Annotated in this window: 13 protein-coding genes; 4 read left to right on the forward strand and 9 right to left on the reverse strand. The window is 67.1% G+C overall.

The features are described 5' to 3' along the window. On the forward strand, nucleotides 1–1,092 hold the full coding sequence (aguA, locus tag ACQY46_RS21530) for an agmatine deiminase (RefSeq protein WP_428698009.1): 1,092 nt from the start codon (nucleotides 1–3) through the stop codon (nucleotides 1,090–1,092). Nucleotides 1,093–1,299: 207 nt separating this feature from the next. Next, on the forward strand, nucleotides 1,300–1,581 hold the full coding sequence (locus ACQY46_RS21535; RefSeq protein ID WP_428698010.1) for a hypothetical protein: 282 nt from the start codon (nucleotides 1,300–1,302) through the stop codon (nucleotides 1,579–1,581). Nucleotides 1,582–1,656: 75 nt separating this feature from the next. Here the strand turns inward: ACQY46_RS21535 and flhA are convergent, their stop codons facing one another. The 9 genes from flhA to ACQY46_RS21580 all read right to left on the reverse strand — a co-directional run bounded on the left by flhA (nucleotide 1,657) and on the right by ACQY46_RS21580 (nucleotide 13,521). Continuing rightward, nucleotides 1,657–3,819 (reverse strand): flagellar biosynthesis protein FlhA, encoded by a 2,163-nt coding sequence (gene flhA / locus ACQY46_RS21540; RefSeq protein ID WP_428698011.1) that lies wholly within the window; start codon nucleotides 3,817–3,819, stop codon nucleotides 1,657–1,659. A gap of 92 nt (nucleotides 3,820–3,911) precedes the next feature. Then, on the reverse strand, nucleotides 3,912–5,285 hold the full coding sequence (locus ACQY46_RS21545) for a sigma-54-dependent transcriptional regulator (protein WP_428698012.1): 1,374 nt from the start codon (nucleotides 5,283–5,285) through the stop codon (nucleotides 3,912–3,914). A gap of 18 nt (nucleotides 5,286–5,303) precedes the next feature. After that, entirely contained in the window at nucleotides 5,304–5,669 is a 366-nt protein-coding gene (gene fliN / locus ACQY46_RS21550; protein ID WP_428698013.1) for a flagellar motor switch protein FliN, read from the reverse strand. Beyond that, nucleotides 5,666–5,941, reverse strand: a complete 276-nt coding sequence (locus tag ACQY46_RS21555) for a hypothetical protein (protein WP_428698014.1) — start codon at nucleotides 5,939–5,941, stop codon at nucleotides 5,666–5,668. The genes fliN and ACQY46_RS21555 overlap by 4 nt, the downstream gene beginning before the upstream one ends. A 472-nt stretch (nucleotides 5,942–6,413) precedes the next feature. Beyond that, entirely contained in the window at nucleotides 6,414–7,478 is a 1,065-nt protein-coding gene (gene fliG, locus ACQY46_RS21560; protein WP_428698015.1) for a flagellar motor switch protein FliG, read from the reverse strand. Beyond that, nucleotides 7,475–9,112 (reverse strand): flagellar basal-body MS-ring/collar protein FliF, encoded by a 1,638-nt coding sequence (gene fliF / locus ACQY46_RS21565; RefSeq protein ID WP_428698016.1) that lies wholly within the window; start codon nucleotides 9,110–9,112, stop codon nucleotides 7,475–7,477. Before fliF ends, fliG begins: the two co-directional genes overlap by 4 nt. Before the next feature lie 407 nt (nucleotides 9,113–9,519). Beyond that, nucleotides 9,520–9,795 (reverse strand): DUF1153 domain-containing protein, encoded by a 276-nt coding sequence (locus tag ACQY46_RS21570; RefSeq protein ID WP_181759451.1) that lies wholly within the window; start codon nucleotides 9,793–9,795, stop codon nucleotides 9,520–9,522. A 288-nt stretch (nucleotides 9,796–10,083) separates the two neighbouring features. Further along, entirely contained in the window at nucleotides 10,084–10,752 is a 669-nt protein-coding gene (locus ACQY46_RS21575) for a flagellar hook assembly protein FlgD (RefSeq protein WP_428698017.1), read from the reverse strand. 57 nt (nucleotides 10,753–10,809) lie between these two features. Next, the gene (locus ACQY46_RS21580) at nucleotides 10,810–13,521 is read right to left on the reverse strand and encodes a flagellar hook-length control protein FliK (RefSeq protein WP_428698018.1); all 2,712 of its coding nucleotides are present in this window, start codon (nucleotides 13,519–13,521) and stop codon (nucleotides 10,810–10,812) included. A 546-nt stretch (nucleotides 13,522–14,067) separates the two neighbouring features. On the opposite strand from ACQY46_RS21580, the gene mnmA reads away from it, so the two are divergent. After that, entirely contained in the window at nucleotides 14,068–15,255 is a 1,188-nt protein-coding gene (gene mnmA, locus ACQY46_RS21585; RefSeq protein ID WP_428698019.1) for a tRNA 2-thiouridine(34) synthase MnmA, read from the forward strand. Further along, the gene (locus tag ACQY46_RS21590; RefSeq protein ID WP_428698020.1) at nucleotides 15,255–15,956 is read left to right on the forward strand and encodes a class I SAM-dependent methyltransferase; all 702 of its coding nucleotides are present in this window, start codon (nucleotides 15,255–15,257) and stop codon (nucleotides 15,954–15,956) included. The genes mnmA and ACQY46_RS21590 overlap by 1 nt, the downstream gene beginning before the upstream one ends. Nucleotides 15,957–16,060 lie beyond the last annotated feature (104 nt).

Consider the following 16,060-nt stretch of genomic DNA (forward strand, 5'->3'; position numbering starts at 1 on the left):
ATGGACACTCCTCTCGCCTCGACGCCGGCCGATGACGGCTACCGCATGCCGGGCGAATTCGAGCCCCATTCGGGCTGCTGGATGGCCTGGCCCGAACGACCGGACAACTGGCGCGAGAATGCCCGTCCCGCCCAGGAGGCCTTCGCCGCCGTCGCCGAGGCGATCCATGCCAGCGACCCGGTCACGATCGCCGTCTCGGACGCCGAACACGACCGGGCGAGAGCCCTGCTGTCGCCCGGCATCCGTCTTGTCCGCCTGCCCTCGAACGACGCCTGGATGCGCGACATCGGACCGACCTTCGTCACCGGCGCGAAGGGCGGCCTGCGCGCCGTCGACTGGCGCTTCAATGCCTGGGGCGGCGAGCATGACGGTCTTTACGACCCCTGGGATCTCGACGACGAGGTCGCAGCGCAGATCGCCGGGATCGAAGGCGTCGAGCGCTACCGCGCGCCCTTCGTGCTGGAAGGCGGCGCGATCCATGTCGACGGCGAGGGCACGGTCTACACCACGGAGGAATGCCTGCTTTCCCCGGGCCGCAACCCGAAGCTCTCGCGCGCCTCGATCGAGGCCGGGCTGAAGCGCTATCTCGGTGCGCGCAAGGTCCTGTGGATCCCGCGCGGCGTCCATCTCGACGAGACGACGGGCCATGTCGACAACCTGATCCATGTCTGCGCACCGGGTGTCGTGGCGCTGACCTGGACCGATGATCGCACCGACCCGCAGCACGAGCGCTCGCGCGAGGCATTCGAGTTCCTGTCCGCCGCAAGGGATGCGCGCGGGCGCGAGATCCGCATCGTCCGCCTGCCGATGCCCGGTCCCCTCACCATGACCAGGGCCGAGGCGCAGGGCATCGAGACCGCCGACAACGGCATGGTGCGCGAGGGAGGCGAACGGCTCGCCGGCAGCTACGCGAATTTCTACATCGCCAACACGCGGGTGGTGTTTCCCCTGCTCGACGAGCGCAGCGACGCCACAGCCGCCGCGATCCTCGCCGGCCTCTTCCCCGGCCGCCAGATCGTCGGCGTTCCCGGGCGCGAGATCCTGCTCGGCGGCGGCAACATCCACTGCATCACCCAGCAGGTGCCCGCCTGAGCTGGGCTTGCGCGGCCCTCCTGCGCCCAATTCGTCGCATTCCGCAATACTTCACTGGCCGTAGGCGAAACCGCTAAGAAGTTGTTAACCCCGTTGGGGCGACAGTGGTTCCGAATAGCCGGTACTCGCGCACGATCAGGGACTCTTTCCACCGCCATGGCTCTCATCGGAAAATCTTTTGGCCGCGGCTTCGGCAGTACCAAGAAGGTGTCCGCCTACCAGCAGATGCAGCAGTGGAAGGCCAAGCAGAAGGCCCATTCCCAGAAGTTCCTGAACCAGCAGGCCGTCGCCAGCAACGTCTTCGCCGTCGGTGTCAGCGAGACCCAGACGGCGACGGAAATGCTCTTCAACAACGTTGCCCAGCGCGTCAAGAACGAGGCCAAGGCCAAGATCGCCCAGCAGAACGGCGCGATCGACCAGGCCATCGAAAGTCTCGATTCCGCCAAGACCGGCGACAAGAAGACCGAAGGCGTCGACATCAAGGTCTGAGCGCTCGCTCCCCCAAACCCTCGTTTCGGCAACCGTTGTTCGGCGCCCGCCGTGCTGCGGGCGCCCGCGTTTTCATCACACGGATCCGACCGTTTTCAGCCTTGCGCGCGGGTGCACCTCGTTCTGGCTCATCACCGTGGTGTGGGCGCGGAAGCGCTCGACGATGGAGCGCACGAAGGGCCGCGATTGCGGCGAGGTCAGAAGCACCGGCACCTCGCCGGCCTGCGCCGCCTGCTCGAAGGCGTCGCGCACCAGGCGGACGAATTCCTGCAGCTTCGAGGGCGCCATGGCCAGCGAGCGCTCCTCGCCGTCGCCGACGATGGACTCGATGAACGCCTGCTCCCACTGCGGCGACAGGGCGATCAGCGGCAGATAGCCGCCCGGCGCCTGGTTGGCGGCCGAGATCTGGCGGGCAAGGCGGGTACGCACATGCTCGGCGATCATCGCCGGATTGCGGGTGAAGCCCGTCGCCTCGGCGACGCCTTCCAGGATCGTGCCAAGGTCGCGCACCGAGATGCGTTCGGCCAGAAGCGCCTGCAGCACCCGCTGGATGCCCGACACGGTGATCTGCGAGGGCACGATGTCCTCCACCAGCTTCGCCTGTTCGCCGGTGATCTCCTTGAGCAGCTTCTGCACGTCGGCATAGGTCAGCAGCTCGGAGACGTTGCCGCGGATCGTCTCGGTCAGATGGGTGGCAAGCACCGTCGCAGGATCGACCACCGTGTAGCCGCGCAGCGCCGCGTCCTCGCGATACTGGCCCTCGACCCAGGTCGCCGGCAGGCCGAAGGTCGGCTCGGTCGTGTGCGTGCCGGGCAGCTTCACCTGGCCGCCGGCCGGATCCATGACCATGTAGTGGCTGGGGAAGAGCTGGCCGTTGCCCGCCGGCACTTCCTTGACCTTGATGACATAGTCGTTGGCGCCCAGCTGGATGTTGTCGAGGATGCGCACCGGCGGCATCAGGATGCCGAGATCGGCGGCGAGCTGGCGGCGCAGCGCCTTGATCTGCTCGGTCAGCTGGTCGCCGTCCGCGCTCTGGCCGTTGATCAGCGGCAGCAGCGCGTAGCCGAGCTCGATCCTGAGCTCGTCCATCTTCAGCGATTCGCTGACCGGCGGCTCCGACGGCTTCGCCGGCTCGGCCGCGGCGACTTCCGCCATGCGCACCTCTTCCGCCGCCACCTTCTGCGACTTGCCCGATCGGTAGGCGAGATAGCCGGCAAGCCCGGCCAGGCTCAGGAACGGGATCATCGGGATGCCCGGCAGCATGGCGAGCGTCACCATCACGAAGGACGACATGCCAAGCGCCTTCGGGTAGCCGGAAAGCTGCCGGCCGAGCGCCTTGTCGGCGGAGCCCGCGACACCGGCCTTCGACACCAGCAGGCCGGCGGCCGTCGACACGATCAGCGCCGGGATCTGCGAGACGAGGCCGTCGCCGATCGTCAGCAGCGTGTAGGTGGTCGCCGCCTGCGAGAAGCTGAGGTCCATCTGCGCAACGCCGATGATGATGCCGCCGATGATGTTGATGAAGGTGATCAGCAGGCCGGCGATGGCGTCGCCGCGCACGAATTTCGAGGCACCGTCCATGGCGCCGAAGAACGAGCTTTCGTCCTCCAGGTCGCGCCGGCGCTGGCGTGCCGTCGCCTCGTCGATCAGGCCGGCGGAGAGATCCGCGTCGACCGCCATCTGCTTGCCGGGCATCGCGTCGAGCGTGAAGCGTGCCGCGACTTCCGCGATACGCCCCGAACCCTTGGTGATGACGACGAAGTTCACGATCACCAGGATCGAGAACACGATGATGCCGATGATGAAGTTGCCGCCCATGACGAAATGGCCGAAGGCCTCGATCACCTCGCCGGCCGCGTCCGTTCCCTCGTGGCCGTTGGCCAGGATCAGGCGCGTCGAGGCCAGGTTCAGCGCCAGCCGCAACATCGTCGCGATCAGCAGCACGGTCGGGAAGGAGGAGAACTCGAGCGGCTTCTGGATGAACAGGCCGGTCATCAGGATCAGCACGGAGAAGATGATGGAGATGGCCAGGAACATGTCGAGCATCATCGCCGGCATCGGCAGGATGAGCACGACCAGGATGATCATGACGCCCATCGCCAGCGCGATGTCGCCGCGCCGGATCGTGTCCCAGACCGTGGCCAGGCTCGGGGTGCCCGCCGGCAGGCGGAACCCGCCGCTTGCCGCCGGTGCCGGAACCTTGGCCTGAGAGCCCTCGCTCGCCGTCACATCGCTCATTCTCGACCCTTCGTCACCCTGTCAGCCGGCCTGCCATGCGGTGGCCATTCGCCCGTCGCCATTCGCCCGTCGCCATTCGCCTGTCGCCCGCCTCAGGCGACGGCGACGCGCGCCTCTCCGGGGCCCGGCACGTCCAGTCCCTCATCGGCATACTGATTCAGCTTGTTGCGCAAGGTGCGGATCGAGATGCCGAGGATTTTCGCCGCATGGGTGCGGTTGCCCAGGCAATGATCCAGTGTGTCGAGGATCAGGTCGCGCTCCACATCGGCGACCGTGCGCCCGACCAGGACCCGGTTGACGGCCTCCGCCGTGGCCGCCGCATCGGCCGCGATCCGCGCATCGGCCGTCCGTCCGCCCGAGATCGGGCTGCCGTCCGGCATGCGGATGGCGTCGAGATCGATCTCGTCGCCGCTCGCCAGCAACACGGCGCGATGCATCGTGTTTTCCAGCTCGCGCACATTGCCCGGCCAGGGGTTGGACAGCAGCATCTTGCGTGCGTCCTCGGAGATCGGGCGCTTCGCAACGCCGTTCTCGCGCGCATAGCGCTCGACGAAATGACCGGCGAGCTCAAGAATGTCGCCCGGGCGCTCGCGCAGCGGCGGCAGCTTCAGGTTGACCACGTTCAGCCGGTAGAGCAGATCCTCCCGGAACGTGCCGGTCCGCACGCTTTCGGCCAGATCCCGGTTCGACGTCGCGATGATGCGGATGTCGACGGGCACCGGCCTGGTTCCGCCGACCCGGTCGATCACCCGCTCCTGGATGGCGCGCAGGAGCTTGGCCTGCAGGCGCACGTCCATCTCCGAGATTTCATCGAGCAGCAGCGTGCCCCCGTCCGCTTCCTCGAACTTGCCGACACGCCGCGCGATGGCGCCGGTGAAGGCGCCCTTCTCGTGGCCGAACAGTTCCGATTCCAGCAAGTGCTCCGGGATCGCCGCGCAGTTGATCGAGATGAACGGCTTGTCGGCCCGGTTCGAACGTGAATGCACGTAGCGGGAGATGACCTCCTTGCCCGAACCGCTCTCGCCGGTCACCAGGATCGAGGCGTCGGACGGTGCGATCTGCTCGGCAAGGCGAACGACGGCGGCCATCGCCCCGTCGCGGTAGATGACGCTCGACTGGTCGCGCGCGACCGCCGCCAGAACGGCCGCGATCATCTCTGGATCCGGCGGCAGCGGGATGTATTCCTTGGCGCCGGCGCGGATGGCGCTCACCGCGGCACTGGCGTCCGTCTTGACGCCGCAGGCAACAACCGGCAGGTGGAAGCGTTCCCCCTGCAGCCGCGCGATCAGCTCGGCGATGTCGAGCCCGACATCCGCCATCACCAGGTCGGCGCCGCGACCGGCGCGCAGGACCTTCAGCATCTCCTCGATGCTGGCCGCATGGGTGACGGCGGCGCCCCGATCCATTGCGATCTTCGAGGCGGTGATCAACTGGCCTTCGAGAGTGCCGACGATCAACAGTCGCATGGTCTTCTCCTGCTCCGATCAGCGATCGGACTTGATGATTTCTGTCATGGTGACGCCGAGCTTGTCCTCCACGAGGACCACCTCGCCGCGCGCCACCAGACGGTCGTTCACATAGATGTCGATGGCCTCGCCGACCTTGCGGTCGAGCTTCAGGACGGTGCCCGGCGCCAGCCGCAACAGGTCCGACACATGCATCCGCGAGTGGCCGAGCACGGCGGAAATCTGCACCGGCACATCGAACACCGCCTCCAGATCGGCCGCGCTGCGCGCCTGCGAATGGTCGCGATCGCCACCCTCGCGATGCGTTTCCTGCGCTTCCATCTCGGCAAGCGGGATCCCCGACTGGGGCAGGTCGCCGTCGATGTCCTTGTCGATATCGCTCATCCGTCAATCCGCTCCTCGGCGGGCTCGTGGTTGAGGGACGCCTGCTGTCCCTTGCCGGCGCGCCGGCTTTCGAAATACCGCCGGGCGGCCTGGTCGACCTGCTTCTCGATCGCCTTGCGATCGCGCACGATGCCCCCGTCCGCCCATTCGATCCGGCAATCGCCGGCGCTGATATCGGGCTCGCCCAGAAACACCAGGCGGCCCTCGAAACCCTTCTCCGCGACCAGCGGATCGACCCGCTCCTTGAGCGCGGCCAGATCGCTGTCGCGCACCCGGATCACCAGGTGCGGCGCCCGCCGCAGCGGCCCGAGACACTCGGAGATCAGCGCGATGATCTCCCCCCAGCGGCTCGCGGGCGATCAGGTGGGCGCACAGCCGGCGCGCCACCAGGAAGGCCAGCGCGACCGCGTCCTTCTCGTGACGGGCCTGCTCGGTATCGAGCTGGCCGATCAGCGCCGAAACGGTCTCGGCCAGCCGGCCGGCCTCGTCGGCGAACCGGCCTTCGTCGCTCTGCTGCCGATCGACCGCCGCCTCGGCACGACCGCGCTCGTACGCCGCCTGTTCCGCGGCGGCGACCAGCGCACGGTGTTCGGCAAGCGGGATCGTGGGAACCACCGGCTCCACGACCTCCTCGACCTCTTCCTCCTCAGGCACGTCGATCGCCGCAAAGTTGCGGTCGAAGAGGAAGCGGTTGACCTTCATCGGTGTGCTCGCAATTCGTGTCATCATCGTGCTTCAGGCCACCTAGTAGATGATCTCGTCATCGCCCTTGCTCTTGGACAGCATGAGCTCCCCTTTCGCAGCGAGATCTTTGGCGGTCGCCACCATTCCCGACTGCGCCTCGTCCACGTCGCGCAAACGGATCGGCCCGAGCGCGTCCATGTCGTCCTGCATCATCCGGGCCGCCCGCGACGACATGTTGGAGAAGAAGAACTCGCGCACCGATTCCGACGCGCCCTTGAGCGCGATCGCCAGGCGGTCCTTCTCGACGCTGCGCAGCAGGGTCTGGCAGCTGCCCGCATCGAGTTTCATCAGGTCGTCGAACGTGAACATCAGCGTCTTGATGCGCTCGGCCGAGTCGCGGTTTTCCTCTTCCAGCGCGGCCAGGAACCGGGCCTCCGTCTGGCGGTCGAAATTGTTGAAGATGTCGGCCATCATCTCGTGGCTGTCGCGCCGCGAGGTGTTGGTCAGGTTCGACATGAACTCGACGCGGAGCGTCTGCTCGACCTTCTCCAGAACTTCCTTCTGGATCGATTCCATCTTCAGCATGCGCGAGATGACCTCCAGCGCCAGTTCCTCGGGCAGGATGCCGAGCACCTTGGCGGCGTGGTCCGGATCGATCTTCGACAGCACGACGGCAACGGTCTGCGGGTATTCGTTCTTCAGGTAGTTGGCGAGAACGTTCTCCTGCACGTTGGAGAGCTTCTCCCACATGTTCCGGCCCGCCGGTCCGCGGATCTCCTCCATGATGATGGAGACGCGGTCGCGCGGCAGGAAGCTCGCCAGCAGGCGCTCGGTAACGTCGACATTGCCGTTCAGCGCGCCATTGCTGGAGATCTTCTTGACGAAGTCGACGAAGAGCTCCTCGAGCATGGTCGGCGTCACCGGGCCCAGCCGCGACATGGCGGCGGAGACCTCGCGGACCTCCATCTCGTCGAGCTGTTCCCAGATGCGGCGCCCGTGCTTTTCGCCGAGCGCCAGCAACAGGACGGCAACGCGCTCGGTTCCCTTGAGATCGCGCTCCTTCTCGGAGGCGCTGATCGTCAGGTGGCTGTGCGCCGTGGTCTGGATGCTGTTTGCGATACTCATGCCGCCTCATTCATCCAGCTACGGATGATCCCGACTGCTTCTTTCGGATATTCGTCGATCAGGGCGCCGACCTTGGCGATGGTGGCGACCTGGACCGCGCCCTGTGCCTGGGCTTCTTCCAGCCACTCGATACGCGGCTCGCCGTTCTCGTCGGTCTCGCCCGGCAGCGAGCGGTCGCCGGACTGGTCGGCCAGCATCGGGTTCTCCAGCGGCTGCCCGTCGGAGCCGAGCAGGACCGGCGCGGCCTGCTCCTCGACCGTGAGGATGCGCTTGATCAGGGGGCGCACCGCGAAGAGCGTCAGCAGTACCGCGATCAGGAACAGAACGCCCAGCTCGACGAAACGCATCATGTCGGCGCGGGTGAATTCGAAGAGGCCGGCCTCCTCCTCCGCCAGCACGCTGTTCGGCGCCTGGGCGAAGCGCAGGTTGACCACCTCGGCCGTATCGCCGCGGCGCTCGTCGAAACCGACGGCCGAGCGCACCAGCGTCTCGATCCGCTCCAGCTCTTCCGCCGTGCGCGGCTCGTAGGCGATGTCGCCGTTGGCGTCCGGCGCATAGACGCCGTCGACCAGCACTGCCACCGACAGGCGCTTCAGCCCGCCGGCTTCGATGGTTTCGGTCTTCACCGACTTGGAGATCTCGAAATTGACGATCTCCTCGTTCTGGTTGGCGACGTCGCGATTGTCGTCCTCGCCGGTCTGCTGGTTTGCCTCGGGCAGCTGATTGCCGGCGGTCACGGCGCCCCGGCGACCGATGGTCGAGGAATTCTCTTCCCGCGTCTGCGTCGAGCGCACGACCTGGCCTTCCGGATCGAAGGTCTCCTGCGTCTCGGAGGTGCGGGTGTGGTCGAGCTCCAGCGCGACACGCACCCGCGACCGGCCGACGCCGACCACCGAATTGAGGATCTCCTCGACCTGCGAGCGCAGCCGCGCTTCCATCGACTGGGTCCGCTCCTGCAGCGAGGAGGCGAGGAAACCTTCGCCTTCCTCGCCCGCGCCGCTGGCGAGCAGCCGGCCGGTCTCGTCGACGATCGAGACGAAATTCGGCTGCAGCCCCTCGACGGCCGTCGCCACGAGATGCTGGATCGCGCGGATCTGGCCGGGATCGAGCGACCCGCGCACGGACAGCGCGATGGAGGCGGAGGGCGGCTGGGCGTCGCGCTGGAACAGCCGGCGCTCCGGCAGCACCAGATGGACCCGCGCCGACTTGATGCGGCCGATCGAGCGGATGGTGCGGGCAAGCTCGCCCTCGAGCGCCCGGGTGCGGTTGATATTCTGGACGAAGCTGGTGGAGCCGAGCGTGTCGGCCTTGTCGAAGATCTCGTAGCCGACGGAGCCGCCGAGAGGCAGGCCCTGCTCCGCCAGCCGCATGCGGACGCGGAAGACCTCGTCGTCGGAGACCAGGATCGTCGCGCCGTCGTTCAGCAGCTCATAGGGCACGGCAAGGCTGTCGAGCTGGGAGACGATCGCGGAGGAATCCTCGAAGGTGAGATCGGTATAGAGCGGCGTCATCTGCGGCGCGGTAACGCGCAGCATGATCAAGGCGAACACGCCGACCAGGATTGCCGCGACGGCGCCCATCGCGGCGAGGCGGCCAGGTCCCAGTGCCTTTACAAGATCCGCAAGTCCGTTCACGTGCCACCCGTTCGATGCTCTTGGAAAGAACCGTTTGAGACCGGGCCACCCGGGGAAGCCCTGGGGATGAGGGGATGGAAAAAGACGCCCCCGGATGGCCGGTAGGCAAAATTTGCCCGCCAGATGGTAAACAAGGTGTTAACGTCCGTTAGTAAATGATGAAAATGGCTGTTTTCCGCCGAAAATCATTGGCGAAATGCGACCGGAACCCGGCAAGATTGACCGGCCTCGTTAACCTTTCCTGAAACGTCGACGAGTCGCGCCGCACGGATCCCGGCCAGGCGCTGCCGCAGGCATCATGCGCGACGAGGCCCGGGGCGCGGCAAACGCAAAAAGGCCGGCTTGCGGGCCGGCCTTGCGTCATGTTCGAGGATCTGCGGAACCGTTCGGGCGGGGAAGCTTGCCGATCAGTTCCGGTATTGCTGCACGCGGGTCGCGCGCAGGCCGGCAAGACCATGCCGATCGATGGAACTCTGCCAGGAGAGGAATTCCTCAACGGTCAGCGTATACCGCTTGCAGGCTTCGTCCAGGGACAGCAGTCCGCCACGCACGGCGGCCACCACCTCTGCCTTTCGCCTGATCACCCATCGCCTCGTTGATACCGGAGGAAGATCGGCAATCGTAAGCGGCGACCCGTCAGGGCCGATAACATATTTGACACGCGCACTCGCTCGGTCGGTCATTGTACACTCACACTCAACATGACCACGTTGACTATGAATGTAACTGTTTGGCTTTAAAATTTGCCTAAGCCCAAAGCAACAATTCGGTAAGAATTGGAACGACTCAGAAAACCTTTCGACAGTCGTAAAGCGAGGAAAACATTGGGCTAGGCGATACTGCGCCGGTTTCGCAAATTGGGAACCGGGACGGTCGGAAAAAAAATAAACCGGCGACGACAGGTTTTCCTGTCCGCGCCGGTTTGTCGCCAGTCCCCGAGAGCGGCGGCCTCGGCCGCGCCCCTGCGACCGCTACGAGGTCGAATTCACGGAAATCACCGCGCTGGCCGGGATACGGACGCCGCCCACGGTCAGAACCGCGCCCGAAGACGTGAACTCGATGCCCTCGACCGTTCCCGAGACCTCGGTCGCGACCGGAATGCTCGGGTTGCCCTTTTCGTCGTATCGTCCGATGGAAATCGTGTAGTTGCCGTCGGGCGCCGTGGACCCCGCCGTGGTCTTTCCGTCCCAGGTATAGGCATTGCGCCCCGACGACAGGTCGGCATCGGCCGTGTAGATCACCGCGCCAAGCTCGTTGCGGATCTCGATCTTCGCCTTGCCGGAGCTGGGGGAATCGTAGGTCCAGTTCGCCTCGCCGTCGGAAAGCTGCGTCGTTGCGCCGGACGCAACCACGTTCGTGCCCAGATAGCTGACATAGCTCGAGGCCGTCGTCGCCGCCATGACGCCCAGCAGGTCGCCAAGCTGATCGTTCGTCTTGATCTGCTGTTCGACCGAGGAATACTGAACCAGCTGCTCGGTGTATTTCGATGAATCCATCGGGTCGAGCGGATCCTGGTTCTTGATCTGCGTCGTCAGGATCGACAGGAACAGCTCGTAATTGTTCGACAACGCCGACATCGACGTGATCGAGGAACCCGACCCCGACGAACCGCCACTCCCGGTAATGCTGCTTGTAACCATGGTATCCTACTCCTGCCAGGGGCCGGCGACAGACGCCCGCCCCGCCCCTGAACCGGGCTAGATCTGGATATCGAGGGCGCCGCTGGCGCCGCTCACATAGGCCCGTGCCGCTGCCATCGGCAGCGTGTCGCCGTCCTCCTTCTGGAGGACACCGCCTTCTCCAGGCTGCGAGGAGCGGCCTTCGCCCCCCTCGCCCCGGTCGAAGGCCGTGGAACCGTTCTGGTTCATCAGCGACATCTCCAGTCCTGCGTTCTCCAGCTTCAGGCCGGCGGCATCGAGTGCCCTTTCCAGCCCGCGCTGGTCGCGCAGGAACATGTCCAGCGTCTCGCTGCGCTCGACGGCGAGATGCGCTCTCACCGTTCCGTCCCGCGAGACCTTCAGTTCAACGTCGACCCGGCCAAGCTCGGGCGGGTCCATCCGGATCTGGAAGCGCGTTTGCCCCTTCTGGGCAAACCTGGCGACTTCCGCCGCCAGATGTGCGCTTGCCACTGCCGCGTTCTGCGGAAGTGCCGCCGTCGATCCGCGAAGGGCGGCGGTAGAAACACTGGCCTGCGCGTCGGCGCGGGCAATCTCGGTCAGGCCGTTGAAGGGATCGCTCCCCTCTCCCTGGCTGGCATCGCCCTCCGTCATGGCGGCGGCGAAGGCGAGAGCGGCCGCGCTCACGCCGGGGCGCTGGATCTCGATCGGCTGGGATGCGGCGGCCTGCGGTGCCGAGGCTCCCGCCGGCTTGCCGTTGCCTTCGCGCGCGGCGCCGGCACCCTCGCCGTCCTGTCCGGACGTACCGGCCGTCGCGTCTTCGACGGCCTGCGCATAGTCAAGCTCGCTCGTGCGGGCGGCGGCCGAAGCCGCGCCGCGCGGCAGGACATTCGCAACCTGGCCGGTCAGCGCCGGCATGGCCTGGCCGCCGGCAACCGGCGTGCCCTGCTCCCGGGAGGCCGTCCCGGTCCCGCCGGCCGCGGCTGCGTCATCCGCCACCGTGCTGGTCGTGATGCTGATATCCATGTCGCCTGCCGGAATGACCGCACCCGCAAGGGCGCTCGCCGGAGCCATCCCCGACACCGACAGCTTGCCTGCAACCAATGCATCCGGCGCCGGACGGACATTTGTGCCGGCCGCCGCGCTGGCAGCCACGTCCGCGGTCGGAATTGCCCCCGCACGAGCCGGGTCAGCGGCTGCATCGAGGCGCTTCGCTGCCGTTCCCGGCGTCTCGCCCGGCACGGCGCCGGCTTCGACATCGGCCGTCATGGCGGGAGCCTGATCGCCCCCGGCCCGAACACCGATGCCCTGGCTGTTCGCATTCGGGTTTTCCGCGCCCTGGCGTCCGGGAAGCAGACCCTCGGTGTTGCCTGCCTGCGGCTGCGAGGCGGCGCGCGCGGACGTCGTTGCCCCGGTCCCGGCTTCGCCCGTCCCGGAGAAGGCAGCCCCGTCCGGTTCCGTCGCCGGAACGCCTGTTGCCGTTGCGACAAGCGAAGCGGCGGCGGTTTGCGTCAGGCCGCCTGCGGCACTCGTTCCGGCTGTCGCAGGGGCGGTGCTGACGCGGATGGCGGCCGAACCGCCCTGGCCCTCGATACGGCTCTCGACCCCGGCCGGCCCGGCGGAGCGCTCGGTCGTCGTCGTCGTACCGGCACCGGTTGAGAGCGTTGCCTCGATGATGTTTCCGCCAGGCAGGGCGGCGGCCGATCCGGCAACCGCCGCGCCAGCGCCCGTTGTACCGGCGCCCGTCGTAGCGGCACCCGTCGTAGCGGCACCTGTCGCATCGTCGGTGGCCAAAGCGGCTCCCGCCTGTATCTCGCCTGCCTGCGCCGTCATGGCCCGGGCTGCCTGCGCGGCGGCATCGTCGGACGCCGGCGAGGTCGCCCCCCTCGTCATCGCTCCGGCGACGGCCTGTGAATTCCCGCCAGCTTCCGCGGCCAGGGCAAGACCGCCAGCCAGGCCGCCCGCAACCTTCACCGACAGCGAGGCGCTGGTGGAGGGAAGACCGGGGCTGCTGTCATCGTTCGAGGCGATCGCCCCTGGCGTCGCGCCTGTGCCTGCCACGGCGGGCTGCGTCAAGGCGCTCCCGGTTGCCGCAGCACCGGACCCGCTGACGGCGGATCCCGTAGCCGCGCTTCCGGCAGTCGAAGTTCCGCCTTCCACGGCTCCAGACACGCCCTCGGTCGCGCCGACGGCCGCCTGTGCGGAAAGGGCGGTGGAAAATCCCGTCCCTGCCGGGGTATCGCTCAGGGTGGCCGAGGCCTGGCCTGCGGCCGCGATCATGCCCGAAAGGAGGCCGGCAATGCCGGCGGGAATGTCCGTCTGCGCCGCGACGTCAAGCGTCGTGTCCGCCGCACTGCCATCCTCGGCAAGTTCGGTTGTCAGTCGTCCCGCTACGCCTTCGCCTGTCAGCGCACCGGCCATGACGCCCTCGCCGGCCCGGACGGCATCGGCGAACCACCCGCGCGGCGACACCGCTGCCGGCGGCCCGGCCTCGATATCCAGCTGGACGAGCATGCTCGCATCGACATGCAGCTCGCGCAGGCCGGCAAGGGGAATGCCGCCACGCCCTGCAAAACCCTGTGAAGACGCACTGGCGCCGGCCGTGGTCCGCATGCCTGCCGTCGCCGCACCCAGGTCGAGCGCGAACATCGACGGCGTCCCGGCCATCAGCCCGGCGCCGGTCGCCTGACCGGCAGCCTGGCTCCCGGCCTGACCGGCAGCCTGGCTCCCGGCCTGACCGGCAAGGCCTGCCACGCTTGCCGGGAAACTGGACACTGGATTGGCGAGGATCACGCGTCTCTCCGATTTCTCTGTCGCCTGCCCCGTCATCCGGATTGCACAGGCCACTCTTCCGCAAAACATGTCAGCAAATGCCGGGCCAACCGGAAAAATGGCGGAAAACAGCGAATATCGGAGACGTGCCCCTTGTCCGGGGCCGGGCAATTTCTCACATACCGGGTAAACATTGCCGGGACCGGTAAGCTTTGCCGGGCGAGGACTGCACGATGCGTGTCGCCTCCAGCGCACCCTTTTCCTTTGCCCGGCCGATCCGCTATAGTCGCCCGCAACATATGCGGGCTGCCAGACACGGGACCGGTCGCGTCCCCCAGCAAACCGTCCGCGCGCCGGAAGGGTGTCGCCAGGACAACCGATGACGGGTTGGACACGACACGGCCGGATATCGCAACGGCAGGATCAGGCAGGAGCCAAGGACGGCAAGGGGGCGACGGTGACAGGCGCGGTGATGGCGGAAAGCCGGGGCCGGCCTGACGCAGGAACGCCCGGCCGGACAGGCCATCGGCCGGCACCGCAAGCAAACAGGACCGCAAGGTGACAGGCATGCTCAACAGTCTCGATATCCCCAAGCGGCCGGAGGACACGCGCGTCGTCGTCGCCATGTCGGGCGGCGTCGATTCCTCCGTCGTGGCCGGGCTGATGAAGCGGGAGGGCTATGACGTCATCGGCGTCACCCTGCAGCTCTACGATCATGGCGAGGCCGTGCATCGCGCCGGCGCGTGCTGCGCCGGACAGGACATCCAGGACGCGCGCCGGGTGGCCGAGCGTCTCGGAATTCCCCACTACGTGCTCGACTATGAGGACCGCTTCCGCGAGAAGGTGATCGAGCGGTTCGCCGAGAGCTACATCGCCGGCGAGACGCCGATCCCCTGCGTCGCCTGCAACCAGACGGTCAAGTTCTCGGACCTGCTGGAAACCGCCCGCACGCTCGGCGCCGACGTGCTCGCCACCGGCCACTATGTGCGCTCCCGTCTGATCGATGGTCACAGGGCCATGTTCCGGCCGGTCGACCTCGACCGCGACCAGAGCTACTTCCTCTTCGCAACGACGCCGGACCAGCTCGATTTCCTGCGCTTCCCCTTGGGCGGCATGACCAAGCCGGAGACCCGCGAACTTGCCCGCGAGTTCGGCCTGTCGGTTGCCGAAAAGCAGGACAGCCAGGACATCTGCTTCGTGCCGCAGGGCAAGTATGCCGACGTGATCGAGCGGCTGAAGCCCAACGCCGCCGAGCCCGGCGACGTCGTACATGTCGACGGCCGCGTGCTCGGCACCCATCAGGGCATCATCCACTACACGATCGGCCAGCGCCGCGGCATCGGCATCGCCACCGGCGAGCCGCTCTATGTCGTTCGTCTTGATGCGGAAGGTCGCCGCGTCATCGTCGGCCCGCGCGAGGCGCTCGGCACCCGCGAGATCGTGCTGCGCGACGTCAACTGGATCGGCCCCGGCAGCCTTGCCGACATCCCCGCCTCCGGCCTTGAGCTGCACGCCAAGGTCCGCTCGACCCGGCCGCCGAAGCCCGCCATCCTGCGGCTTGTCGACGGCGTCGCCATGCTCGACCTTGTCGACGGCGAAACGGGCGTCGCACCCGGCCAGGCCTGCGTCTTCTTCGACGATGACGGCGATGGCGGACGGGTGCTCGGCGGTGGCTGGATCGGTCGCACCATTCCCTCCGGCGCCGGCCTTGGCGCCAACGAGACAACACAAGCACGCGTGGTGGCAACACTCTGATGGCCGTTGAGTTCTTTCCTGTCAGCCGTATTCGCCGCCTGTTCGACAAGCTCCTGCGCCGCCTCGGCATCGGCGGCCGCGACGGGCTCTCGCCCGCCAGCGCGGTCGAGAGCGCCTATGCCCGCTGGGCCCCTGTCTATGACTGGGTGTTCACCGCGCCGCTCATCGCCGGCCAGCGCGCCGCCGCAAGGGAAGCGAACCGCCATGCCGGAGAACTGGTCGAGGTCGGGGTCGGCACCGGCCTTTCGCTGCCGCTTTACGACCCCTCGCTGTCGATCACCGGCATCGACCTGTCGAAGCCCATGCTGGCGCGCGCCCGTGACCGGATCCGCCGCAAGAAGCTGAAGAACGTTGCCGCCTTGCGGGCCATGGACGCCTCCCAGATGGACTTCCAGGACGCCCGCTTCGATATCGCCACGGTGATGTATGTCGTCAGCGTGGTGCCGGATCCGGCCGCCGTGCTCAAGGAGCTGGAACGCGTGGTGCGTCCGGGCGGCACGGTCATCATCGTCAATCACTTTGCCTCGGGAAGCGGCGTGCTCGCCGCCATCGAGCGCGGCCTTGCCCGTTTCGCCGAAAATCTCGGCTGGGATCCGCTCTTCCCGCGCGAAAAAGTGCTGGCCAACACTTCCATGGTGCTCGAACGCGAGAGCCGCCACGGTCCCTTCGGCCTCTTCACCATGATGGTCTTCCGCCGCTGACGGGCGAGTAGGGTCGGCACCAACGCCGGAAGACCTCGGCAGAACGCAAAAGGCCCGGGATCGCTCCCGGGCCTTTCTTTTGTTCGGGTGCGGAACGAGCCGCC

Origin of the sequence: Stappia sp., assembly GCF_965276915.1 — a bacterium.
In the GTDB taxonomy this organism is placed as follows: domain Bacteria; phylum Pseudomonadota; class Alphaproteobacteria; order Rhizobiales; family Stappiaceae; genus Stappia.